This window comes from Hyphomonas sp. BRH_c22 (genome assembly GCF_000961795.1).
Lineage (GTDB): Bacteria > Pseudomonadota > Alphaproteobacteria > Caulobacterales > Hyphomonadaceae > Hyphomonas.
In genome coordinates, this window is record NZ_LADU01000090.1 from 24,584 (window position 1) to 45,773 (window position 21,190).

At 61.5% G+C, this 21,190-nt stretch carries 26 protein-coding genes and 1 other RNA gene; 19 read left to right on the plus strand and 8 right to left on the minus strand.

The annotated features are described in order from the left end of the window. Nucleotides 1-2 precede the first annotated feature (2 nt). Nucleotides 3-1,514: a pilus assembly protein gene (locus tag VR74_RS11905; RefSeq protein ID WP_045697075.1), complete on the plus strand. Its 1,512-nt coding sequence runs from the start codon at nucleotides 3-5 to the stop codon at nucleotides 1,512-1,514. On the opposite strand, the gene VR74_RS11910 is transcribed toward VR74_RS11905, so the two are convergent. Continuing rightward, nucleotides 1,504-2,460, minus strand: coding sequence for a bifunctional helix-turn-helix transcriptional regulator/GNAT family N-acetyltransferase (locus VR74_RS11910; protein ID WP_045697240.1), 957 nt, complete (start codon nucleotides 2,458-2,460; stop codon nucleotides 1,504-1,506). The two genes, VR74_RS11905 and VR74_RS11910, sit on opposite strands and share 11 nt — an antisense overlap. Before the next feature lie 87 nt (nucleotides 2,461-2,547). On the opposite strand from VR74_RS11910, the gene ssrA reads away from it, so the two are divergent. Both ssrA and VR74_RS11915 read left to right on the plus strand, forming a co-directional pair. Continuing rightward, nucleotides 2,548-2,907: a transfer-messenger RNA gene (gene ssrA / locus VR74_RS20980) on the plus strand. 183 nt (nucleotides 2,908-3,090) lie between these two features. Next, entirely contained in the window at nucleotides 3,091-3,849 is a 759-nt protein-coding gene (locus VR74_RS11915) for a PepSY-associated TM helix domain-containing protein (protein ID WP_045697077.1), read from the plus strand. Nucleotides 3,850-3,863: 14 nt separating this feature from the next. On the opposite strand, the gene VR74_RS11920 is transcribed toward VR74_RS11915, so the two are convergent. Both VR74_RS11920 and VR74_RS11925 read right to left on the minus strand, forming a co-directional pair. After that, nucleotides 3,864-5,291 carry an amidohydrolase gene (locus VR74_RS11920; RefSeq protein ID WP_045697078.1) on the minus strand — a complete coding sequence of 476 codons (1,428 nt, stop codon included), beginning with the start codon at nucleotides 5,289-5,291 and terminating at the stop codon, nucleotides 3,864-3,866. A gap of 76 nt (nucleotides 5,292-5,367) precedes the next feature. Then, nucleotides 5,368-6,606, minus strand: coding sequence for an aspartate aminotransferase family protein (locus tag VR74_RS11925; protein ID WP_045697080.1), 1,239 nt, complete (start codon nucleotides 6,604-6,606; stop codon nucleotides 5,368-5,370). A 150-nt stretch (nucleotides 6,607-6,756) separates the two neighbouring features. Between VR74_RS11925 and VR74_RS20985 the strand changes: the two genes are divergently transcribed. From VR74_RS20985 to VR74_RS11940, 4 genes are all read left to right on the plus strand, one after another. Continuing rightward, on the plus strand, nucleotides 6,757-6,930 hold the full coding sequence (locus tag VR74_RS20985) for a hypothetical protein (protein ID WP_299950331.1): 174 nt from the start codon (nucleotides 6,757-6,759) through the stop codon (nucleotides 6,928-6,930). A gap of 211 nt (nucleotides 6,931-7,141) precedes the next feature. Then, the gene (locus tag VR74_RS11930) at nucleotides 7,142-7,609 is read left to right on the plus strand and encodes a ClpXP protease specificity-enhancing factor SspB (protein ID WP_045697081.1); all 468 of its coding nucleotides are present in this window, start codon (nucleotides 7,142-7,144) and stop codon (nucleotides 7,607-7,609) included. 13 nt (nucleotides 7,610-7,622) lie between these two features. Further along, the gene (locus tag VR74_RS11935; RefSeq protein ID WP_299950333.1) at nucleotides 7,623-8,084 is read left to right on the plus strand and encodes a PaaI family thioesterase; all 462 of its coding nucleotides are present in this window, start codon (nucleotides 7,623-7,625) and stop codon (nucleotides 8,082-8,084) included. An 84-nt stretch (nucleotides 8,085-8,168) separates the two neighbouring features. Next, nucleotides 8,169-9,398, plus strand: coding sequence for a cytochrome P450 (locus VR74_RS11940; protein ID WP_045697083.1), 1,230 nt, complete (start codon nucleotides 8,169-8,171; stop codon nucleotides 9,396-9,398). A 7-nt stretch (nucleotides 9,399-9,405) separates the two neighbouring features. Here the strand turns inward: VR74_RS11940 and VR74_RS11945 are convergent, their stop codons facing one another. The 3 genes from VR74_RS11945 to VR74_RS11955 are packed head-to-tail and all read right to left on the minus strand — an operon-like array spanning nucleotide 9,406 to nucleotide 10,658. Continuing rightward, nucleotides 9,406-9,762, minus strand: a complete 357-nt coding sequence (locus VR74_RS11945) for a RusA family crossover junction endodeoxyribonuclease (protein ID WP_045697243.1) — start codon at nucleotides 9,760-9,762, stop codon at nucleotides 9,406-9,408. Next, nucleotides 9,762-10,073, minus strand: a complete 312-nt coding sequence (locus tag VR74_RS11950) for a ribosomal protein L7/L12 (protein WP_045697085.1) — start codon at nucleotides 10,071-10,073, stop codon at nucleotides 9,762-9,764. Before VR74_RS11950 ends, VR74_RS11945 begins: the two co-directional genes overlap by 1 nt. A 45-nt stretch (nucleotides 10,074-10,118) precedes the next feature. Continuing rightward, nucleotides 10,119-10,658: a hypothetical protein gene (locus VR74_RS11955; protein WP_045697087.1), complete on the minus strand. Its 540-nt coding sequence runs from the start codon at nucleotides 10,656-10,658 to the stop codon at nucleotides 10,119-10,121. A gap of 254 nt (nucleotides 10,659-10,912) precedes the next feature. Between VR74_RS11955 and VR74_RS11960 the strand changes: the two genes are divergently transcribed. From VR74_RS11960 to VR74_RS20990, 10 genes are all read left to right on the plus strand, one after another. Continuing rightward, on the plus strand, nucleotides 10,913-11,824 hold the full coding sequence (locus VR74_RS11960; RefSeq protein WP_045697088.1) for a tetratricopeptide repeat protein: 912 nt from the start codon (nucleotides 10,913-10,915) through the stop codon (nucleotides 11,822-11,824). An 83-nt stretch (nucleotides 11,825-11,907) separates the two neighbouring features. Continuing rightward, on the plus strand, nucleotides 11,908-13,293 hold the full coding sequence (gene fumC, locus VR74_RS11965) for a class II fumarate hydratase (RefSeq protein ID WP_045697089.1): 1,386 nt from the start codon (nucleotides 11,908-11,910) through the stop codon (nucleotides 13,291-13,293). A 35-nt stretch (nucleotides 13,294-13,328) separates the two neighbouring features. Then, nucleotides 13,329-13,799: a helix-turn-helix domain-containing protein gene (locus VR74_RS11970; protein WP_045697090.1), complete on the plus strand. Its 471-nt coding sequence runs from the start codon at nucleotides 13,329-13,331 to the stop codon at nucleotides 13,797-13,799. Then, nucleotides 13,796-14,098, plus strand: coding sequence for a CcdB family protein (locus tag VR74_RS11975; protein WP_045697091.1), 303 nt, complete (start codon nucleotides 13,796-13,798; stop codon nucleotides 14,096-14,098). Before VR74_RS11970 ends, VR74_RS11975 begins: the two co-directional genes overlap by 4 nt. Before the next feature lie 118 nt (nucleotides 14,099-14,216). Next, the gene (locus tag VR74_RS11980; protein WP_045697244.1) at nucleotides 14,217-15,020 is read left to right on the plus strand and encodes an SDR family oxidoreductase; all 804 of its coding nucleotides are present in this window, start codon (nucleotides 14,217-14,219) and stop codon (nucleotides 15,018-15,020) included. 87 nt (nucleotides 15,021-15,107) lie between these two features. Next, complete coding sequence (locus VR74_RS11985) at nucleotides 15,108-16,271, plus strand: hypothetical protein (protein WP_045697093.1); 1,164 nt, start codon at nucleotides 15,108-15,110, stop codon at nucleotides 16,269-16,271. A gap of 97 nt (nucleotides 16,272-16,368) precedes the next feature. After that, complete coding sequence (locus tag VR74_RS11990; protein WP_045697095.1) at nucleotides 16,369-16,665, plus strand: hypothetical protein; 297 nt, start codon at nucleotides 16,369-16,371, stop codon at nucleotides 16,663-16,665. After that, nucleotides 16,662-17,252: a GNAT family protein gene (locus tag VR74_RS11995; RefSeq protein ID WP_045697097.1), complete on the plus strand. Its 591-nt coding sequence runs from the start codon at nucleotides 16,662-16,664 to the stop codon at nucleotides 17,250-17,252. The genes VR74_RS11990 and VR74_RS11995 overlap by 4 nt, the downstream gene beginning before the upstream one ends. Before the next feature lie 14 nt (nucleotides 17,253-17,266). Further along, the gene (locus VR74_RS12000) at nucleotides 17,267-17,461 is read left to right on the plus strand and encodes a DUF4169 family protein (RefSeq protein ID WP_045697099.1); all 195 of its coding nucleotides are present in this window, start codon (nucleotides 17,267-17,269) and stop codon (nucleotides 17,459-17,461) included. A 73-nt stretch (nucleotides 17,462-17,534) separates the two neighbouring features. After that, nucleotides 17,535-17,657, plus strand: coding sequence for a hypothetical protein (locus tag VR74_RS20990; RefSeq protein ID WP_299950339.1), 123 nt, complete (start codon nucleotides 17,535-17,537; stop codon nucleotides 17,655-17,657). Nucleotides 17,658-17,661: 4 nt separating this feature from the next. Here the strand turns inward: VR74_RS20990 and VR74_RS12005 are convergent, their stop codons facing one another. Beyond that, the gene (locus VR74_RS12005; RefSeq protein ID WP_045697101.1) at nucleotides 17,662-18,666 is read right to left on the minus strand and encodes a hypothetical protein; all 1,005 of its coding nucleotides are present in this window, start codon (nucleotides 18,664-18,666) and stop codon (nucleotides 17,662-17,664) included. Nucleotides 18,667-18,820: 154 nt separating this feature from the next. Here VR74_RS12005 and VR74_RS12010 point away from each other — a divergent pair, with 154 nt between their 5' ends. Then, nucleotides 18,821-19,927, plus strand: a complete 1,107-nt coding sequence (locus VR74_RS12010) for an NADH:flavin oxidoreductase (RefSeq protein WP_045697102.1) — start codon at nucleotides 18,821-18,823, stop codon at nucleotides 19,925-19,927. A 133-nt stretch (nucleotides 19,928-20,060) separates the two neighbouring features. Next, nucleotides 20,061-20,606 (plus strand): DUF3833 domain-containing protein, encoded by a 546-nt coding sequence (locus tag VR74_RS12015; protein WP_045697104.1) that lies wholly within the window; start codon nucleotides 20,061-20,063, stop codon nucleotides 20,604-20,606. Here VR74_RS12015 and VR74_RS12020 read toward each other — a convergent pair. Then, the gene (locus VR74_RS12020; RefSeq protein ID WP_045697105.1) at nucleotides 20,603-21,154 is read right to left on the minus strand and encodes a DUF5655 domain-containing protein; all 552 of its coding nucleotides are present in this window, start codon (nucleotides 21,152-21,154) and stop codon (nucleotides 20,603-20,605) included. The genes VR74_RS12015 and VR74_RS12020 overlap by 4 nt on opposite strands. Nucleotides 21,155-21,190: the final 36 nt, after the last annotated feature.

A 21,190-nucleotide genomic window follows, 5' to 3' on the forward strand; every position in this document is an offset into this window, starting at 1 on the left:
CGATGGCAATGGGCAAGGCATTCAGGAAGTGGCGGACCGGCCGGGGTGGCAACATCTCCGTCATGGGCGCGCTGTTCATTCCGGGGGTTCTGGCGCTTGGCGGCGTGGCAGTCGATTTCCAGTTCACCATCCGCCAGAAGAACAAGGTTCAGTTTGCGCTTGATTCGGCGGTTCTGGCCGGCGCACTGTCACGCCAGGGCGGCGCAAGCGAAGAGGCCGTGGCGGCAGACGTCAAACGCTATACGGCCGCGCTTGTCGCAGAGCAGGGCGGCGATATTGCCTGCGCGCCGGTCAACGTGACATTCTATACCGACAACAAGGACATTCGCGGCACGATACGGTGTGACCAGCCGACCTTCATTTCAAACCTCATGGGCTGGGAAAAGCTGAGTTTCCGGGCGGCCTCGACATCGACCTATGCCGTGGGCAATGCCGATGTTGCCTTCGTGTTCGACGTGTCCGGATCGATGAACAGCTATAACCGGCTCAGCCTGCTGAAATCGGCAGCCGAGGCCGCCTTCGATGAATTGCTGCCAGATGACGGACCGAATGACGGCAAGGTGCGCCTGGCCATTACCACCTACAATAATGCGGTGAATGCCGGCGCCTATTTCGACAGCGTGACACGCAGCGTGCAATTATCGGCCGACGGCTCGAACGCGGACGCGCGCAGCAATTATGATACGCACAATGATGCGCGCATGATTGATGCGGCCACGGGCAAGCGGTTCTTCTATTACGAGCAGGAAGATTGCCCGGGCGGATACTGTACCGGCAACTGGGATGCCGCGCGCAGGCCGTTCGAAGACGCGGGCCTGATCGACACATGCGTGTACGAGCGCACGGGCGGCGACGCGGCTTCGGATGCCGCGCCCGGTTCGCTGCGCTGGATCGGTGCAGGCAATCCGCGCTGGAACTGGAATGACAGCAATTCGCGCAAGCGCAATGGCCAGTGGGAAATCGAAAGCGGTGGCGGTAATTCTTCGAGTGGTGCCTATAATGCATCCTATGCGAGGTGCCGCGCCTCGGGGCCTGTTCCGCTGACGGATGACAAGGCGGCCCTGAAGGCGCACGTCCAGTCGCTGACGGCCAATGGCGGGACGGCGGGCCATATCGGCCTGGCGTGGGGCTGGTACATGCTGTCACCCAACTGGGCGTCGGTCTGGCCGGAAGCGTCCGAACCGCTTGCCTACAATACAAAGCAGAACATGAAGGCGGTGATCCTGATGACGGATGGTGACTTCAATACCAATCACCCGTCTGCCGCGAAAAGTTCGTTCCGGCAGGCGCAGGACCTGTGCGACACGATGAAGGCGGCGCCTTCGAAGATACAGGTCTACACGGTCGGCTTCCAGGTGCCCACAAGCGTCCAGAAGACGGCCGATGGCCGCACCATCCTCGAATATTGCGCGACGAGCCCGGCCTATGCCTTCAACGCATCGAATGGCGAAGAGCTGATAGCGGCCTACCGGTCAATCGCACGGTCAATCTCGGAATTGCGGATCAAGCAATAGGCCGTTCCCGCGGATAGGACATTGCGACGTCGCAGCGGTCATAGCGCTTGCCGTGGGACTCCAGGATGCCTGCATCGTGCCGGAAGCCGAGCTTTTCATAGAGATGGATCGCCGCTGCGCATTTGCGGTTGGTGAGCAGGTAAAGGCTTTCCATGTCCATCTGGCGTGCGCGGTCCAGTGCGGCCGCCAGCAGGAACTCGCCTGACTTTCGCCCGCGCGCCGATTTCAGCACGCCCATCTTGGTCAGTTCGAACCGTCCGTTGCCCATCGGCATCAGGGCGCAGGTGCCGACAATGCCGAGCCCCCCGGTTGAGACGAACAGGACCGCGCCGCCCTTGTCGACAATCAGTTCGCGCGGATTGGACAGGATCTCGCGGTCGGTATCCTCCAGCGTGAACATCTCGCTGATCCATTCTTCGTTGATCGCATGGAACATCCCGGCAAGGTCGTCTGAAAATTCCACGATGGCGTGGCCGTCCGTGGCGCGCTGCGACAGGGACTTCTCGTCGAATGCCGCTTCGATTCGCGCGATCTGGTCCAGCAGGCCGGCATCGGGGCCGGCGGCGAGTTCTTCGGCGGCGCGGGCGACATGGGGCCAGACGTCCCGCTTCATGCGGGCAACCGCCGCAGCGCCTTCCGGTGTCAGCGAAATGGATTTCTGGCGGCGGTCGGTATCGGACACAGTCGTCTCTGCCAGCCCCATGTCGACGAGCCCGACCAGGCTGCGCGTTACGGCCGGCTGGCTGACACCCAGGGCCGCGACGGCTTCGGTCACAGTCAATGGGCCGTAACGGTCGAGCGCCGCCAGCAGGGGGAAATGGCTGGGCTGGGTGATGAAACAGTTCTGTTCGAAAATCTGCGCCGCATCGGCCTGCATCCGTTCGGCAAGGCGTTTCAGGCGGCTGCCCAGGGCAAGGAATCCAAGGTCTTTGAGAATGTCAGGCATGACGCGCTCCACAATATACATAACACGTTATTCAAATTGCGATTCCTGTCAATATGGCGTGGGGGAATTTACGCCGGACGGCGTAAAGGCCTTTCATCCGGGCGCCAGGTCACCTATATAGAAATTGTCTTCGGACTATGGCGATAAACGTACGTGTAATAAGCGGTTCGGACCCGGGGGCGGTACCCGGCGGCTCCACCAAAAGCAGGCTCAGGCTCTCACCGGCCTGTTTCTGACGGGGCCGAAATAGGATCGACGGACGTCTAAAGACGATACTTTCGCCCGTATGAGCCCCGTTAGAAGCTCACATCAACATAGTTGCAAATGACAACTTTGCTGAAGGTGAACTGCTCGCAGCGTAGTCTGTGCGTAGTATACCGAATTAACTCCTAAGGATTCAGCTCCTTAGGCGGGGCCCGGAGGCGCCTGGCAACAGAAGCCTCCACTTTTCCCTTATTTTGAACATGGCCTGCGACGCGATGAACCGCGCCGGGCCGGCCTATTGGCATTCTCCTCGTCCTGCGACGCAAATGCCCGACAGGGCCGTCCGGCATACGTAGTGTGCCGCATCGTGCGGCACGCCCTTTTATGTTTGACCGGACCCGATGAGCGGACGAGGAGCCACCGAGCTTGACTGACAACATTGATACACAAGACCGTGCGGCCCTTGATCTGAAGCGGAGCGGCGGGTCCAGGCCAAAGCTGAAGCGTGAACCCTTCATGCCCTTCCTGCCGAAATTCATGAGCGGGACCAAGGCCCTGCGCTGGCTGAAGCGCGTCCATGCATGGACGGGATTTTGGGGAGCGCTGATATTCCTGATGATGGGAACCAGCGGATTTCTCCTGAACCACCGGACGACAGCCAAGATCGACACGGGCGCCCCCAGAGAAGTCTCGTCGGTCGTTCTGGAAGTCGATCCGGCCGAGATCGGCTCGCAGGAAGAACTCGGCACATGGGCCCAGGCCAGGTTTGGCACAGACCTGACCCCCCGTCCGCCGCGCGCCCAGGGCCCGGCAGGTGCGCAGGCAGGCCGGGAATCAGGCGCGGTGTTCATGAATCAGGACGTGACACCTGTCGAAGTCTGGAAGCAGGCCTTCACCGGCCCGAATGGTGCCCTGGTCGTGGAGTATGCGCGCGGGGCGTCGATGGTGAAGGCCACAAGGACAGCCGAAAATGTATGGGGGCTGATCAAGAACCTGCACAAGGGCAGCGGGCTGAGCATCCTCTGGGTTCTGTTCATCGACCTCACGGCTGGCGCCCTGATCACCATGAGCCTGACAGGCGCATTGCTCTGGAGCCGCCTGCACGGACCCCGGCTTGCAGCCATAGGGATCGTGCTTGCGAGCCTTTCCCTTGGCCTGATCGCCGCGCTTCCCGGATTGATTTAGGGAGAACGCTTCCCCTATTTGCGATAATCGAGCGGCGGGTCGCGGTCGCCCAGCAGCGACGTGTATTCATAGTCCTCGCCGCGCGCGGCATCGAATTCTGCGCGGGCGGCTGTGCGCAGTTCCGGGTTCTCGTAAAGTTCGATGGCGGCGAGTGTCAGCGTCTTGGCGGCAACCTGGGCGCCCTTGTAGCCGATCGACATGCCGCTGGCGGCAACAGCCTGCCAGCTGTGGGCAGCCGTGCCGGGCACCCATGTCGCTGCACGCAGGCCGACGGTCGGCACCGCGAAGGAAACATCACCGACATCGGTCGAGCCATAGCCAAGGGAGACTTCGAAGGGCTGCACCTCCTTCTCGCTGCCGAGCGGCAGCTCGGGCTTGGCAAAGCTCGTGTAGATTTCCTCGGCGAAGGCGGCTTCTTCTTCATTGTAATCCACGCCGCCGACCTGGCGCAGCTTGGTGTCCATCATCCTTGCCAGGGTTTCGTTGACCAGCAGCGGATTGTTGCCGTGGATGACTTCCCACTCGACACGCGTGCCGGTGCCCATGGCCGCGCCGCGGGCCGCGTCTTCCATGCGCGCCCAGATTTCCTTCACGCCCTCGGCGCTGGGGTGGCGGGCATAATAGAAGACTTCAGCAAAGTCCGGCACCACGTTGGGCGCAACGCCGCCCGATGTGATGACATAGTGGATGCGTGCATCCTGCGGGATGTGTTCGTGCATCATGTTGACCATGTAATTGAACGATTCCACGCCATCGAGGGCCGAACGGCCGCGCTCAGGTGCGCCGGCGGCATGGGCGGAGACGCCATGAAAGCGGAACTTGGCCGAGCGATTGGCGAGCGTGGTCTGCGCCGCTGCGGAGTTCTGGTCGTCACCATGCCAGTGCAGGGCAATGTCGACATCGTCGAACAGGCCCTCGCGCACCATGTAGACCTTGCCGCTGCCGCCCTCTTCGGCGGGTGTGCCATAGAGGCGGACGGTTCCGGGCGTACCGGTCTGTTCCAGCCAGTCACGGATCGCGAGCGCGGCGCCGACCGAGCCGGCGCCGAACAGGTTGTGCCCGCAGGCATGGCCGGCATGCTTGCCTTCAATCGGGGCGCGGCTGGCGCTGGCATCCTGGTTGATGCCAGGCAGGGCATCGAACTCAGCGAGGATGGCAATGACCGGGCCGCCCGTGCCGTAACTGGCGATAAAGGCGGTCGGAATGCCCGCAACACCGGCTTCAACCGTAAACCCGGCCTCGTTCAGTTTCGATTGCAGCAGGCCGGATGATTTTTCTTCCTGATAGCCGACTTCCGCCCAGTCCCAGATCTGCCGGGCCATTTCGGCCGTCTCGTCATAGCGCGCATCGATACTGTCGAGCACGGCCTTGTCGCCGGGTATCTGCGCATGGACGCAGGCGGTGAGGGCGAGGGCGGCAAGGCTGGTCGCGATGAGGCGCATGAAGGGTCTCCGGTTCGGTTGGTGCTGGCTGGAGACTGCATCAAGGTGCCGTCAGGAACAAGGCATGCCGCAGGCGTCAGCTGTAGCGCGCGTCGACTTTGGGCCCGTCAACGCCGCCAGCGACGGCGGCGACGCTGGCTTCGAGATCAGCCAGATAGGCGTCCACGACTTCCGCATGCTTGGGCGACAGCATCAGGTGAAGGCTTGGCGGCTCCTTGGTGACGGACGTGAACCAGCCGCGCCTGTACATCTCGCCATAGAGGGCAAAGGCGTGGTGATCCGGATGCCGGAATGCGACGAGGCCGAGCATCGGGTTGCCGAGCACGTCGAAGCCTAGCCGCTTCACCCCCTCCTCGATCCGCTGGCGTGTCTCGCAGACAAGGCCCTGTTTCTCGCGGTAGCCGTCAACGCCCAGCGTGTTCATCACCGCCCAGGCGGCAGAGATGGCGCCGCCGGGGCGTGTGCCTGCGAGCGTGGGTGTCTTCATCGGCGCGCCTGACCAGCCCGCCATGTCGAAGGGCATGTACTGGTAGAGGTCTTCGGAGCGGAAGAGCACGGTCGATGCGCCCTTGGCGCAATAGCCGTACTTGTGCAGGTCGGCGCTCATCGAGTGGACCTGGGGCACTTCGAAATCGAAGGGCGGCACGGGCACACCGTTCATGCGGGCGAAGGGCGCGAAATAGCCGCCGACGCAGGCATCGACATGCAGCCACACATTCTTCCTGGCGGCGACCTCGCCCAGCGCCTCAATCGGGTCGATGATGCCGTGCGGGAAGTTCGGCGCGGAACCGACCATCATGATCGTGGCGGCATCGACAGCTTCGCCCATCGCGGCCGGGTCGGCCTCATAGGAGCCGTCTGTCTTCAGCGCCACCCGGCGCACCTCGATATCCATCAGATGGGCCGCCTTGTCGAAGGCGAGATGCGCCGACTGGGGCAGCACGATGTTCGTGCCGTCGCGCGGGCGGCCATGGGCGCGGGCAAAATCACGCGCCGTCTTGATCGCCATGGTGATCGAATCGGTGCCGCCGGACGTCATCGTGCCGGTGGCGCCGTCCGGGCCGTGGAGCAGGTCCAGCCCCATCGCGATGACGTCTTTCTCCATCTGCGCCAGGCTGGGGAAGGCGAGGGGGCCGAGGCCGTTCTCGGCCATGTAGAGCCCATAGGCTTCGTGCTGGATGCGCGAGATATCCTCGCCGGCATTGAAGACATAGACGGCCGTGCGGCCATCGCGCCATGCGGCGTCGCCGCCGCCGCGTGCGATCATGTCAGCCCTGACCTCGTCCCAGGCGCGCCCGTGCTGCGGCATCTTCATGGATCGTGCTCCCCTCCGGGTTTTTGTTCTGGGCTGCAAGCCTATGCGCCGCTACCGGCCTTGGCCAGAGGCGAAAGGGCAGCGCGTTCCGTTGCAACCTTGACCGCCACGGCGCGTTGATTTGGACTTAACCATGAATGGAGACGCATCATGTCAGGCAAGCCACCCGAAAAAAAACAAGACGACAAGGACGTGAATGAAGATATGCGGGACATCCGCCCTTCAGGTCCGGAGAACATGGAAAACCCGCCGAAGAAATGGGACGAGGTTGATGAGGAGAGCGACGAATCCTTTCCGGCCAGCGACCCGCCGGGCAATTACTGAGACTGCAGGGCGGCGCGGCGTGTTTTTTGATGCGCCGCGCCCCTTGCTGTTGGCAGCATTACGCGTTCAGGGATTCCGCTCCCCGCCGGGGCGACTGCGCGAGTGCTGTTTTTTTCCTCGCCTGCCGTGCGAAGCCCGTTGCGGGGGAATGGGACCGGGCATAGTGTACGAAAAATAAACAACATCAGGATCGAGGGTCAGTAGGGCGAACATGACGGATTATATCGGATATGATGCGCTCACCCAGGCGGCCATGCGCGGCGTCGTTCGCGAAGCATTGAAGCGCGCGCTCGCAAATGGCGGCCTGCCGGGCGAACACCATTTCTACATCACGTTCCGCACGAAGGCGCCGGGTGTCAAAGTTGCCGATTACCTGACCGAACGCTTTCCCGAAGACATGACCATCGTCGTGCAGCACCAGTTCTGGGACCTTGAAGTTGGCGATGGCCATTTCGAGATCATCCTGAAATTCTCGGGCGTGCCGCAGCACCTGTTCGTGCCCTATGCCGCGATCACGCGCTTCGTCGATCCATCGGTGAATTTCGGCCTGACCTTCGAGAACACGAACAAGGATCAGGCGGTGATCGCCCCTGCCACCGCGTTTGAACCAGCGCAGCAGAACGTGGCGCCCGTCGAAGCTGGCACGGTCGTGAATCTCGACGCATTCCGCCGCAAATAGGGTCGCCGGAATATTGGCAGATACAGACAAGCCCCGGCTCAGCGATGCGGACATGCTGGCCCGCTTCAAGAATTCGAAGAAGCGTCCCCCCTGTTCCGATACGCTGGGCATGACGCTGGCCGAAGTCGAGCAGGATGCCATGCGCATCCGCATGGATTTCGACGTGCCGGAGATGTTTTCCAATCCCACGGGCGCCGTGCAGGGCGGGTTCATTTCGGCCATGCTGGACGAGGCGATGAGCACATGCGTCATCATTGCGTCGAACGTGACCATGACGGCGCCGACGCTTGAAATGAAGACCAGCTTCCTGCGCCGCCTGATGCCCGGCCCGGCAAGTGTCGAGGCGCGCATCCTGAAACTGGGCAAGTCCGCCGCCTTCATGGAAGCCGAGTGTTTCGGCCCGGACGGCGCACTGGTCGCCAAGGCGACGGCGACCGCGATACCGATGCCGTTCAAGCGACTCGATGGAAAATGACCGCGCGCTGACGCAGCGGAAATGGCTCCCGCATTTCACAATCGTGCTATCCTCCCTCAAAACAGGCACTGCGGGAGGCAGGCAATGGCAAATGAAACCAGCACGATCAAAGTGCCCCAAAGCATTATCGAGATATCGGCCTTCGTGCCCGAGGCGCGCAATGATCCGCACACGCCGCTGAAGGCCTTGCGCGGCGCCTGTCCGGTCATGCGGGACGAAATGGCAAAGACATGGCTGTTGACGCGCTATGATGACGTGCGCGGCCTGGTGAATGACCGCGGCCATGTGCGCCTGCCCAGCAAGGCAGAGGAGGGTTCATTGCCGCGCCGACTCGTCGATGACGAGAATGACCACTCCCGTACAAGCATTCTGTTCCTGGACGAGCCCGATCATGCCCGCATCCGCCAGCCCTTGGCCAAGGCATTCTACGCCCGGATCAACAGGATGAAGCCCGACATCGAGGCGATCATTGATGGCACGATTGCAGCGGCGCCGGACACGGGCAGTTTTGACCTGATGGAGGCGGTGGCCGTGCCGATCCCGGTGCTGGTGATTGCGCGCATCCTGGGCGTGGACGAGCGCATGCTGGCCGATTTCCGGCAATGGTCCGAAGATGTGATCCTCGGCCTCAATCCTGTGCGGACCGAGGAAGAGACAGCGCGGCTGGCCAGCGGGGCGCAGGCGCTGGATGCGTATTTCACCGAGCTGATGAGTGCGCGGCGGATACAGCCGCGCGATGACCTGATCTCCGATATGGTGACGCTGCAGGCGAGCGGCGAAGCGGATATCACGGATGATGAGCTGATACTGAACCTGCAGGCCCTGCTGGTTGGCGGCAACCTGACCACGACGGACCTGATCGGCAATGGCGTCTGGCTGTTCCTGACGCATCCTGACCAGCTGGCGGCGCTGAAGGACAATCCGGGCCTTGGCGCGCAGGCCGTGGAAGAAGTGCTGCGCTATGAGGCGCCAGTCTCGGCCACCTCGCGCATTCTCGCCGAAGACCAGTCCGTCGCCGGTTGCCCGATGAAGGCGCACCAGGCCGTGTTCTGCTCGCTCGCCTCGGCCAATCGTGATGAAGGCACGTTTGATGCTGCCGACCGGTTCGACATCACCGTCAAGCGGGCGAGCCATGTCGCTTTCGGTGGGGGCCCCCACATCTGCATCGGGGCGCCGCTGGCGCGCATCGAAGCGCGGCGTGTCTACCAGAAACTGTTCGAGCGCTATCCGGACATGCGTCTGGTGGAGCAGGAGATTGTCTGGCGGGCGCTGCCGTTTTTCAGGGGGATCGAGCAGCTGGATGTGGCGGTGTGACTTCAGGTCATTCCATCGCTTCGGCGCTGAGCCAGATGCCTTCACGCTCGCCGACGCGGCGCTCGACCAGAAGGCGGGCAACCTGATGGTCGTCCTCGAACACGTTCCCGGTGAGACTGTCGAGCAGGGCCTTCGCCAGATTGTCGAGGTCCATCCACGGCGCCTCGCCGGTATATTCCATGACGATATGTACGCTGTAATCGCCAAAGCCCGGCCGCAGGGGCGGGAAGTCCTTGCGAAAGAATTCCTTGAGCAGGCCTTTGTAGTATTTGGCCTGTGTGGTGAGGCCGTGACAGCGCACTTCCAGCGCGCCCTTATCGGTGATACGCGCGCGCACCTTGCCTGACTGGACCCAGTCGTCGATCAATGCCGGGTCATCCCGCGTGACGCCATGCGGGCCTCGATGGCTTCCTTGGAGTCCTTGAGGCCAAGGCCTGTGGCCTGGCGGAGCAGCTTGATGGCGGCGATCTTGCGCCTGGCGTCAATTTCGGCGTCAATTTCGATCCAGCGCGAAATGGTAACACGGCCTACGGCTTCGGCCACATCTTCCTTCGTCATAGGCGTAGGCGACAGGGCACTTCGTCCACTGCCCCGTACCATGAAGCCGAGGACGAATGCGAGCACGAGCGCGAAGAGGACGGCTGGGTCGGACAGCTTGTCAATCATGGCGGGCATTTTATGCCGCCCTCGCCGTATTGCCAGACATTTCCGGGCCAATGATCATATTTGCGCGGAGAGATGGGAGGGGGCGACACGCTTGATGACCTCCACGACGTGCTGGAAGCGGGCGCTGATCGTGCCCCTGGTGATGGTGATTTCCATCTGGCCTTCCAGCGCGTCCGCGCCCTGACCGTGGATGATTTCGGGGGCGGGGATGACATGAAGCGAGCGGCGGCCCCGCGCCGTGTCCAAGCGCAGGCCGATGATATCCGTCCAGGCCAGCATGCGCTCCTGGCCGCCGATGCGCAGGTGGATGCCTTGTGTGTCGATCACCATTTCCGGGATCGCCGAGAGGATGCTTCGCAGGCGCCAGTATGCCAGCAGGAGCAGCCCGACCAGTCCCATCGCGAGCAGTGTTTTCAACAGGCCGCCGACAAGGCCGGCCCCTTCAGGATCCTGCGCGCCAACCAACAGGCTGCCGAACGTGGCGGAAGGCACGCGGACCATCACGACAATGCCCACGGCCATGGCCAGGCCGAGCCCGAACAGCATCACGCCGTCGCTGTAGCGCTTCCTGTGGATTTCAAGACGTTCGCCCATTCATATCGCAACCTTGCCGCTCTGGATGCAGGCTAAACTGCGCCCGGCAACAATCCAGCGAAATTCGAGAACCCGGAACCGTCTTCGGCGCAGTCATTCTGTCGTGAAGACTTATTGAGCGCCGCTCTTTACAGGCATGGAATTTTCCTGATTTTTGACACGTACCATGTGACTGGAAGGCTTGGGCAATGCGCTTTTTATTGGGACGATCCTTTATCGCGGCATTGCTTGCAGTATGCGCGTGGCCCTTGGACATGTCTGCTCAATCGGCCGAAGACTATTACTCTCTGGCGATGGATTCAGAGAGACAGAAGCAATTCGAAACGGCGTTCAGCCATTATGAAAAGTCCTGTTCAGGCGGGCATTCACCTGGCTGCATGGGCGCGGCCCGCATGCTCGCAGACGGTGAGGGTGTAGCCAGGAACCAGTCCCGCGGCCGTGCCTATTTCGAAACAGCCTGTTCGCTGGGCAACAGTGTCGGATGCAACTGGGCGGGCGACATGATGCTCAAGGGGGAAGGCGGGCCAATCGACGTGGCGCGCGCCCGGACCTTTTACCTGAGTGGTTGTGACCGGGGACAGGCGGCGTCCTGTGTGGAGGCAGGAGAGCTCATGGAACTAGGCAAGGGTGGCCCCAAGGATATTTCGCAGGCGTTGATGCTGTACCAGAAAGGCTGCGCAGACGGCTACGCGAGGGGCTGCAACCTTGCGGGCGTCGTGGTTAAAAGCGAAGAGGGAGGCAAGGATGAGGTTGCCGCCCGGCGCTATTTTGATCAGGCGTGTCTTGGTGGATACCACAATGGATGTGCCAATTTCGGCCAATATCTGGAAAAGGGAATCGGCGGCGGGAAGGATGCTGCCCGCGCCCGCCAAATTTATCAGAGCGGATGTTCCGGGTTCATCATGAACACCCTGTCCTGTTATCGGCTGGGAGCGATCCTGCTGACTGAGGACGGCGGCCCCCGGGATGCCTACGAAGGCGCTGTGGCGCTGGAGCGCGTATGTACCTCTGAGGCGAGCGGAGATGAGCGCCTCAAGGCAAATGCCTGCTTCACGTTGGGAAAATTGTTTTCGGTCGAGTTCACGGAGGCTGACCCGACGCTGGCCCCGCACTTTTTCTCCAAGGCATGTGACCATGGTTACCAGGGCGAAGCCTGCGGCGATTAAGGTCGTCCCCACGACCATGCCTTGTCTTGCGCGCCTAGTTGGATAAACCGATGCCATCAAGCCCAGTACGAGGACGAGACCCGATGACCACCCGCACCGAATCCGACACGATGGGCCCTGTTGAGGTCGCAACCGACCGCTATTGGGGCGCGCAGGCCGAGCGCAGCCTCGGAAACTTCAAGATCGGTTGGGAGAAACAGCCGGATCCGATCATTCGTGCGCTCGGCATTGTCAAGAAAGCCGCCGCCGAGGCCAATATGGCGCTTGGCAAGATGGATCCGGGTCTCGGCAAGGTGATCATCCAGGCCGCTGATGAAGTGATTGCGGGCAAGCTCAACGATCACTTCCCGCTGGTCGTCTGGCAGACCGGATCGGGCACGCAGTCGAACATGAACGCGAACGAGGTCATCTCGAACCGCGCCATCGAAATCCTTGGTGGTGAAATGGGCTCGAAGAAACCGGTCCACCCGAACGATCATGTGAACATGAGCCAGTCCTCGAACGATACGTTCCCGACCGCCATGCACATTGCCTGCGCCGAAGAGGTCAGCCATCGCCTCATCCCCGCGCTGAAGCATCTCCATGCTGCGCTTGATGTCAAGGCCAAGGCCTGGGCTGACATCATCAAGATCGGCCGCACCCACACGCAGGACGCAACGCCCGTCACGCTTGGCCAGGAATTCTCCGGCTACGCGCAGCAGGTCGCCAATGGCATCGCGCGCATCGAGATGACGCTGCCCATGCTGATGCAACTCGCGCAGGGCGGCACGGCCGTTGGCACTGGTCTCGCCTCGCCGGTCGGTTTCGCCGAAGCCGTGGCGGACAGGATCGCTGCGATCACGGGGCTGAAATTCACCTCGGCGCCGAACAAGTTCGAGGCCCTTGCTGCACATGACGCCATGGTGTTCACGCATGGCGCGATCAACACGGTGGCGATGAGCTGTTTCAAGATCGCCAATGATATCCGCTTCCTCGGCTCGGGCCCGCGTTCCGGCCTTGGCGAGCTGGCCCTGCCGGAGAATGAGCCTGGTTCGTCCATCATGCCCGGCAAGGTGAACCCGACACAGTGCGAGGCGCTGACACAGGTTTGCGCGCATATCCATGGCAACAATGCCGCCATCGGTTTTGCGGGAAGCCAGGGCCATTTCGAACTCAACGTGTTCAACCCGATGATGGCCTACAATTTCCTCCAGTCGACGCGCCTGCTCGCGGACGCTGCCGTGAGCTTTACCGACAACTGCGTGGTCGGCATCGAACCGCGCCTCGACAATATCAAGCGGGGGCTCGACAATTCGCTGATGCTGGTGACGCCGCTGAAGGAAAAATACGGCTATGACCGCGCCGCCAAGATCGCCAAGACTGCCCACAAGAACGGCACCACGCTGCGCGAGGAAGCCATCAAGGACGGTATCCCGGGCGAGGATTTCGATCATATCGTCGACCCGAGCAAGATGATCTCTCCGGGGTGATTGAAAGGCGTAAAGCAATTTGCTAGCTTAGCAAAATGCAACTAAGTGATTGGCGTAAATCTCGAGGTATTAGCCAAAGTGAGCTCGGCGAGGCTGCGGGCCTTGCTGGACCATATATTTCGCAGATTGAAAGCGGTGCGCGGCGACCGAGCCCGGATGCTGCCAAGCGGATCGAAGCGGCCACAAGCGGCGAAGTGACCGCAGCAGAACTGCTCGGCCTCGAAACCGGCGTGTCCAAGCGCACAAAGAGCATGGCTGAAGATGCGGTTTCTTTCGAAGGAAACACCGCAGTGAGCATTCCCGTGCCACCGGCACTCCTTGAACAGGCCCGCGCACAGGGACTCGAAGTCGAGGCCTTGGTCGCAGAAGGTGGAATCGTCGCCCTTCGCGAAGCGTCCAAAAAGGCATGGTACGAAGAGAACCGCGATGTCATCGAAGCCAACCGTGCGCACATTGAAAAGTATGGCACATTTGGACAACGTCACGGCGTGTTCCGCCCCCGATGAAGCAGTTTGACGTATTTGACGTCGACGATCCCGGCGGCGCTGTGGCCGTTGTCCTTCTTCAGGGAGCACTCTATCTGGACCTGCCATCGGTCCTGGTCGCGCCGTTGTATCCTGCGGGGTCGGCGTTGCAATATCCCGTCATCAATCCCGAAATCCGGATTGGGCAGGGATCGGTTATCGTGAAGCTTGAACAGACCACCTCCGTTTCGCCCTTGCTGCTGGATCGGTACGCGGGGACGGCAGAAGACAGCGCCCAGATTATCAAGGATGCTCTCGACCGCCTGATCTGTGGATACTGAAGCGCAGTGATACGGCGCATGACGCAGTCTCCCAATCCAGACCCGCGCCGCTGCTCTTGTCTTGTACGCGCCTGTCGGTCAAAGACTTTGAGGAAATGAGAGGAAGATCAGGATGAGCATGGATTTCAGCAATCTTTTTTCAGTCGCGGGCAAGACTGTGGTTATCACCGGCGGGTCGCGTGGTATTGGCGAGATGCTCGCCGCCGGCTATCTGGCGAATGGCGCGAAAGTCATCATCTCGTCGCGCAAGGCGAAGGCCTGCGAGGAGACGGTCGCGCGGCTGCAGGACCAGTATGGCGGCGAAATCTATGCCATCCCGTCCGATGTGGGCAACATGGACGGCATCAACCATCTCGCTGGCGAGATCGCCAGACGCGAGGACAAGGTCGATGTGCTCATCAACAATGCCGGCGTGGCGTGGGGCGCGACGCTGGAAGACTTCCCCGAAGCGGGCTGGGACAAGGTGATGGACGTCAACGTCAAGGGCATCTTCTTCCTGACGCAGAAACTGATGCCGCTGCTGCGCAAGTCAGCCAGCGCCGATGAACCGGCCCGGGTCATCAACATCGCGTCGATTGACGGCATGCACACAAGCCCGATGAGCGGTTTTGCCTATGGCACGTCAAAGGCCGCCGTGATCCATCTCACACAGTTCATGGGTGCGCATCTTGCCGGCGAGCATATCCTGGTCAATGGCATCGCGCCGGGGCCATTCCCGACCTGGATGCTGTCGACCGGCGTCGGTTTTGAAGGCAAGACCGAAGGCGTCGACTGGCAATCCATTGGCGACCGCAACCCGTCGGGCCGTGTCGGTGCACCGAGCGATATTGCGGGCCTTGCGATCTTCCTTTCATCGAAGGCGTCCGCCTATATCACCGGCCACACCATTCCGTGCGACGGCGGTATCGTCTCGGCGAGCTAGGGAAACCTGGGTCAGTCTCCTGCCAGCGAAAAATAGATAGAGATCGAAAAAATTCCCACTAAGGTAGGGTAGGCGACTTTGGGGGGCATGGCGTTGGAGCAGATCGAATCGTACGCTGGTACGGCGGCGCGTCTTGTTCAGGACAACAGTGCGTTCATTCTGAATGTGCTCGCGATCATCGTCGGTATTTTCTCGGGAATACTATTGTCGCGGTGGGGTCTGGCGGGATTTCGGGAACGCAACCGCGTAAAGCAGATTGGCCAGCTGACGCGGCAGATCAAGGACAAGGAGCGTGTTTTCAACACGCCAAATCTTCATGCCACCCTGATGGACAGGCAGAGTGTGATCTTTTCCTTTTTCACGCTTGTGTCCGCAATGATGGCCTACTTGCGCGAGATTGACTCCTTCAACGATGATCGCCTGCTCGGTACGCCGCTGCTCGACTATTTCACGTGGGTCGCGTTCGCGACCGGCGCTATCGCCATGGCTGTGCTCCTGAACAAGTGGGTCTGGTCGAATGTGTTCGTCAATTACGATCAGTGGATCCGGACGCGACGGGACCGGATTGATGTGCTCCAGAAGAAGGGGCTGAGCCGACGCGCGTCGCTTGAAACGACCGAGACCGAACTGGTCGAAATCGAAAACAGCGAACCCGCCGCGCTGGCAGACCGCAATGACCGGCTCGTTGAGAAGGAGACGGGCCGACCGTCCGGCGATCAGTTCGGGCCGTTCCTGCGAAGCCGGGTCAATATGCGGTTTGTACTGTCGAAATCGATCGACGACGAGATGGGCGACAGACCCTGGCGGATGGGCATCGTGAAGAATGGCGGAGCGGGCGGCTTTGGATTCATTGCTGAGCGCATCGTGCTGCCGGGATCCGGCAACATGAGCCAGATCGGGCCCGAATACTATTTTTCCTATTCCAATGTCTGCAATACCGAGCTGCCCGAACTTGGGGACGAGGTGTTCTTCATCTCAAGCATAAAGGGGTCAAAGGCGCACAAGCACCCGCCAGCCTACCTCGTTTGCCTGCGGGGCAAAACGTGTCGCGGCCTCGTCCGCCAACTGTGGAGCCGGGTCAAGTGCTTTGTCGAAATCGTGGATGGCTCGGAAAACTACACCTCAGTATTCGCGCAGGCCGAGAACATCGGAACTGACACAGCCATAAAGTTCGAGGTCGGCCAAAGCGTCGAGGGCATCGTCAGCCATAACCACCGTGGCGTGATCCTGCGGGACCTCAAGCGAGTATAATTGCGTCTGAGCAAAATGTTTCTACGGACTGACAGCGTCTGCACGGCGTCGTATCCTCGAACAAGAGAATCACTTCCGCCCAGAAAGGCAGATACACATGGCCAAATCCCCCGTCGGTTCAAAGGACAACCCGTCCCAGTTTGACGTGATCGGCAAGCTCGCGGACGATGAGCCCTATTTCGTCATCCGCGCGCATGATCCGCTGTCGTCGGCACTGGTCGAGCTGCACGCCTATATCGGTGCAGGCCAGTCGGGTGCCGCCCACAACAAGCTGGCCGAGATCATGGCGATGACGGCGGCGCGCGCGCCGCGCCCGGCCTCCAGCCCGAAATACCGTGAGACCTTCGCGATCTCTCTGGCGATGGAACAATGGCGGGACAATCACAAGGAATGAACCTGTCGACGGTCACGCTGGCGGACGAACATGTCCGGCTTGAGCCGTTCGAGGTCTCCCGTCACGGGGCTGACCTGCGGGCCATGGCCGAAGGCGCACCGGACCTGTTCCTGCTCTGGTCCCATCGCGGCCCCGGTGACTGGATTGGCCGCTGGCTCGACACGATTGCGGGGCGCTCGGCGGCGGGGACGATGCTCGCGTTTGCGGTGCTCCCGCCGGATGGCAGAGGCTTTCTCGGCATCACCAGCTATCTTGATCCAAGCGCAGTCAATCGCAGCGTCGAGATCGGCATGACGGTCTACGCGCCGCAGGCCGTCGGTACGGCGGTCAATCCGGCGGCCAAGCGCCTGCTCCTGGCTCACGCCTTTGGCCAGGGCGCGGTTCGTGTCCAGTTCCAGGTGGATGACCGGAACAAGCGCTCGCAGGCCGCTGTGCTGAAACTGGGTGCCAGGCAGGAAGGCGTGCTGCGCCATCACCGCATCCTGCAGGATGGATTCATTCGCGACACCGCCTTCTTTTCCATTCTCGACAGCGAGTGGCCGGAGGTAAAAGCCCGCCTTGACGCTCGACTGGCCGCCTCTGGCTGAGTAGTCTTCGCGCCATGACGACCCCGATAAACCTCAACAAGGCCCGCAAGGCCCGTGCGCGTGACGCCAAGGCGCAGGCGGCCGAAGAGAACCGCGCAAAGTTCGGCCGCACCAAGGCCGAACGCACAGCGGAGAAGATGCGCGCCGAGCAACTGGCCAGGCTGTCGGACGGGCATCGCCTTGACAGGGAGCCGGACGAACAGGGTTAACACAAGCTTTCAGGACGGCCCCCGGATTGCACCCTGACACAGCAGAGTGTTCCAAACCGGGAGAAACCGTCAGATGAAGAATGTCCTGATCAAGTTTGTCGTTTGCACAATCGCCTTTTCAGGCGGAATCGCCTGGGGCATCGCGGCTGAAGCCGGCGAAACCGGCGTGACACTGGCCACCATGTTTGGCGGCTAGTGCCTCAGCTGCCGGATCTGGGCAAGGTGCCATCCAGCAGCATGTCATCGTAACGCCGGCCTGACACGCGCTCCAGCGCCTCGAAAATCAGCCGCGCCTTCTTGTCCTTCAGCAGGGGAATGCCGCTCGCCAGCTCGGCCGCGCGCGCATAGCGCAGCTGCGCGGTTTCCATGTCGCCCCGCGCCTCGGCGCAGGCGCCCTGATTGTGCAGCACGGCGGGCGCCCGGGGATAGGCGCGGGCCAGTTCATCCCACTGCGCGCAGGCACCCAGGAAATTGCCCCCCTTGGTGGCATCGACCGCCAGGCCAAACCGGGTGTCATTCTGCTCTTCCGGGATCAGCCCTTCGGTCATGATCTCGGCGCGCAGTGTCTTGTTGTAGGGTGCGATATCATAGCGGAAGCGCCGCACCGCCTCGACCACGGCGTCCTCCACCATGCCGATCGGTGCGTTGTATGGATTATAGTTTGACTGGCGCGGATCGCGATAGACACCTTCAGGGCGGCCATCATCTGGATATTCTGCAATGTCGATGCAGGTTTCCCGGGCCGATCCGCCCGGCTGGGCGGCGGTGAACACGGTGCGATTGTCGGCAAGATCGACCAGCGTTGCCGTCACGGCCACGGCGACCGACCCGGTGGTGCATTCGGTTTCCACCATGGCGTGCCGCTTGCAGTCGAACAGGCCATCATGTTTCACGCAGCGGCGTTCGCGCTCGTAGCGGACTTCCTCATCCCATGCCTCGATATCCACGCGGCCTTCATAGAGGCTGTCGGGTCGCCCTTGCGTTGGCATGAACCAGGACATGCCGTCGAGGCGGATATCGGCGATCATCGCTTCCAGCTCGCCTTCGGCAACATCGCCCGCAGGGCCCCGGAACCTTCCGACTTCTGGGGCGCGGTAATCAGCGGCCTGAGGGAAGTTCGGCGCGATCCGGGCTTCATAATCATAGCCGGGTGTCTGGCAGGCGGCGAGCAGGGCCGTTGCGGCCAGGAAGAAGAAAAATCGCATTGAACTGTCCCCGTATTCGATCTTCTCGGCTTCACTCTGGTGAACAGCGCTGAACCCCTCATGAACCGGTGCCTTGAACCCACCCCAGCGTCAATGGTTGACGCGGGCAGGGGGCGTCGCCACTTCTGACGCTGTTTGAATGGAGCCTTCAAGAATGACCAGCCCGCTTTTCACGCCAATCAAGATCAAGTCCATGAACATCCCCAACCGGATCGTCATGGCTCCGATGACCCGCAGCAAATCACCGGGCGGCGTGCCGGGCGAGGATGTGGCCGATTATTATGCGCGCCGTGCCGCAGCAGATGTGGGCCTGATCGTTACCGAAGGCACAACCGTGGAACGGGGCGGCTCGTCGAACGACCCGAACGTGCCAAATTTCTACCGTCCCGATTCGCTGGCCGGCTGGAAGCGCGTTGTCGAGAAAGTGCACGGCGTGAACGGCCTGATCGCGCCGCAACTCTGGCATCAGGGCATGATGCGCAAGCCGGGCACCGGCCCCAACCCCGACGCGCCGACTGACAGCCCGTCGGGCATCACCCATTCCGGCAAGCAGGTTTTCGACCCGCCATCGAGCGCGGAAGTCGATGACATGGTCATGGCCTATGCCAATGCGGCCGGTGAAGCAGTCCGTCTCGGCTTTGACGCGATCGAGATCCACGGCGCCCACGGCTACCTGATCGACGAATTCTTCTGGGACGTGATGAACAAGCGCGAAGACCGTTTCGGCGGCAGCCTGCCGGAGCGCGCAACTTTCGCGGCCGACATTATCAGGGAAACCCGCAAGCAGGTCGGGCCCGACACCGCGATCATCCTGCGCTTTTCGCAGTGGAAGCAACAGGACTATACCGCCCGTCTCGCGCAGACACCGGCCGAGTTCGAGGCCTTCCTGAAAGTCTTCGTGGATGCAGGCGTCGATGTGCTGCACGCCTCGCAGCGCCGTTACTGGGAACCGGAATTCCCGGACGTTGACGGTGAAAACGGCCTTAACACGGCCGCCTGGGCGAAAAAGCTGACAGGCCTGCCAAGCATCACAGTCGGTTCAGTCGGCCTGACCGGCGACTTCCAGAATGCCTTCCGCGGCGAAGGGGCCACGGTGCGCAAGCTGGATGACCTGGAAGCCCGCCTCGACAAGGGCGAGTTCGACATGGTCGCAGTGGGCCGCGCCCTGCTGCAGGATCCGGACTGGGCCACCAAGGTGCGCGAAGGCCGCAGCGGCGAGCTGAAAGACTATGACGCGAAATCCCTCGCGGTGCTCTACTAGGACCTGCGCCAGCTAATCCCCGCCCGGGCGCAGTGTCATCCCGCTGCATCCGGGCAGGGTATTTTCATCCGATACCGGCGCGATTGCGTAGAAGGTGCCAGGAGACATGCTCCTGCAACCTGAAAGGTTCGGAATGCACATTTCAAAAGCCCTTGCGTCCGCCCTGCTGGTGGCCTCGTCGGTCACCACGGCCTGTGCCAGCCAGCAGGTCAGCCAGTTTGCCGACAGCCCCCGCCAGCTCGTTCTGGAAGACTACTTCCTGGGAGAAACCGCCGCCTATGGCGTGTTTGAAGACCGTTTCGGCAAGGTGCGCCGCCAGTTCAAGGTCGACATTACCGGAACGCTGGATGGCGACCGGCTGACCCTGACGGAAAAATTCAAGTATGATGATGGCGAGCGCGACACCCGCATCTGGGAGATCGACGTGCTGGGCGGCGGCGCCTATCGCGGCACAGCCGGTGACGTTCCGGGCCTTGCCGAGGGGCAGGTGTCGGGCAATGCGTTCAACTGGAAATACAAGGTCGATCTCAAGGTCGGCGACTCGATCTGGAATGTCGGCTTTGACGACTGGATGTACCTGATGGACGACGATGTCCTGATCAACCGGGCCTATGTCACGCGCTATGGCATCGAGATTGGCCAGGTAACGATTGCCTTCCGCAAGCCCGCCGGGCGCTAGGCGCGGCCATAGGCATCCTTCAGCCAGGATTTCAGTTCGGCATCGATATCGGCCATCGATTCCAGCCGCACCTTGTGGGTGCACATGGAGCCTGGTTTTTCTTCCAGAAGGCGGCCCGTGCCGGTCATGCCCTTCAGGTTGAGGCCAAGATCGATGCGTGACTTCGTGGCCGGGGTGACGACCGCGAAATTCTTCGATCGGCGGAAAACGACACTGGTCTTCTTGGGCGAGATTTCAACGTCCTTGCCCAGAGTGCGCGCGAACGCTTCCAGCGCATCATAGACGGGGCGCAGGCCCTCCTTGCCCGTGTACTGGCCAGCCAGCATGTCATTGGGATCTTCATCGAACCGGCCCTTGGCCGTCTGGCAGATCATGTTGGCGTGCCCATGGCCGACACCATGATCCGTCTTGAGGAGTTTCATCTGCTCGCCATGCGTCCCGAGACCGCTTGCCTGGACAATTTTCACCCAGTCTTCCAGCGACTTGCCGGTCTTTGCCTTGAGACCGGCCTTCATGCTTGCCATCATTTCGTCTGCGGTCTTTGCCATCGGTTCGTCCCTCCAAAGTGCCGACGCAGACTAACA

Excerpts from the sequence above, each read along its gene's own strand:
- VR74_RS11905 (WP_045697075.1), top strand. The coding sequence starts at position 3 with ATGGCAATGGGCAAGGCATTCAGGAAGTGGCGGACCGGCCGGGGTGGC.
- VR74_RS11910 (WP_045697240.1), bottom strand. The coding sequence starts at position 2,460 with ATGCCTGACATTCTCAAAGACCTTGGATTCCTTGCCCTGGGCAGCCGC.
- VR74_RS11920 (WP_045697078.1), bottom strand. The coding sequence starts at position 5,291 with ATGCGCCTCATCGCGACCAGCCTTGCCGCCCTCGCCCTCACCGCCTGC.
- VR74_RS11925 (WP_045697080.1), bottom strand. The coding sequence starts at position 6,606 with ATGAAGATGCCGCAGCACGGGCGCGCCTGGGACGAGGTCAGGGCTGAC.
- VR74_RS20985 (WP_299950331.1), top strand. The coding sequence starts at position 6,757 with ATGTCAGGCAAGCCACCCGAAAAAAAACAAGACGACAAGGACGTGAAT.
- VR74_RS11930 (WP_045697081.1), top strand. The coding sequence starts at position 7,142 with ATGACGGATTATATCGGATATGATGCGCTCACCCAGGCGGCCATGCGC.
- VR74_RS11940 (WP_045697083.1), top strand. The coding sequence starts at position 8,169 with ATGGCAAATGAAACCAGCACGATCAAAGTGCCCCAAAGCATTATCGAG.
- VR74_RS11950 (WP_045697085.1), bottom strand. The coding sequence starts at position 10,073 with ATGCCCGCCATGATTGACAAGCTGTCCGACCCAGCCGTCCTCTTCGCG.
- VR74_RS11955 (WP_045697087.1), bottom strand. The coding sequence starts at position 10,658 with ATGGGCGAACGTCTTGAAATCCACAGGAAGCGCTACAGCGACGGCGTG.
- VR74_RS11960 (WP_045697088.1), top strand. The coding sequence starts at position 10,913 with ATGTCTGCTCAATCGGCCGAAGACTATTACTCTCTGGCGATGGATTCA.
- fumC (WP_045697089.1), top strand. The coding sequence starts at position 11,908 with ATGACCACCCGCACCGAATCCGACACGATGGGCCCTGTTGAGGTCGCA.
- VR74_RS11970 (WP_045697090.1), top strand. The coding sequence starts at position 13,329 with ATGCAACTAAGTGATTGGCGTAAATCTCGAGGTATTAGCCAAAGTGAG.
- VR74_RS11975 (WP_045697091.1), top strand. The coding sequence starts at position 13,796 with ATGAAGCAGTTTGACGTATTTGACGTCGACGATCCCGGCGGCGCTGTG.
- VR74_RS11980 (WP_045697244.1), top strand. The coding sequence starts at position 14,217 with ATGGATTTCAGCAATCTTTTTTCAGTCGCGGGCAAGACTGTGGTTATC.
- VR74_RS11985 (WP_045697093.1), top strand. The coding sequence starts at position 15,108 with ATGGCGTTGGAGCAGATCGAATCGTACGCTGGTACGGCGGCGCGTCTT.
- VR74_RS11990 (WP_045697095.1), top strand. The coding sequence starts at position 16,369 with ATGGCCAAATCCCCCGTCGGTTCAAAGGACAACCCGTCCCAGTTTGAC.
- VR74_RS11995 (WP_045697097.1), top strand. The coding sequence starts at position 16,662 with ATGAACCTGTCGACGGTCACGCTGGCGGACGAACATGTCCGGCTTGAG.
- VR74_RS12000 (WP_045697099.1), top strand. The coding sequence starts at position 17,267 with ATGACGACCCCGATAAACCTCAACAAGGCCCGCAAGGCCCGTGCGCGT.
- VR74_RS20990 (WP_299950339.1), top strand. The coding sequence starts at position 17,535 with ATGAAGAATGTCCTGATCAAGTTTGTCGTTTGCACAATCGCCTTTTCA.
- VR74_RS12005 (WP_045697101.1), bottom strand. The coding sequence starts at position 18,666 with ATGCGATTTTTCTTCTTCCTGGCCGCAACGGCCCTGCTCGCCGCCTGC.
- VR74_RS12010 (WP_045697102.1), top strand. The coding sequence starts at position 18,821 with ATGACCAGCCCGCTTTTCACGCCAATCAAGATCAAGTCCATGAACATC.
- VR74_RS12015 (WP_045697104.1), top strand. The coding sequence starts at position 20,061 with ATGCACATTTCAAAAGCCCTTGCGTCCGCCCTGCTGGTGGCCTCGTCG.
- VR74_RS12020 (WP_045697105.1), bottom strand. The coding sequence starts at position 21,154 with ATGGCAAAGACCGCAGACGAAATGATGGCAAGCATGAAGGCCGGTCTC.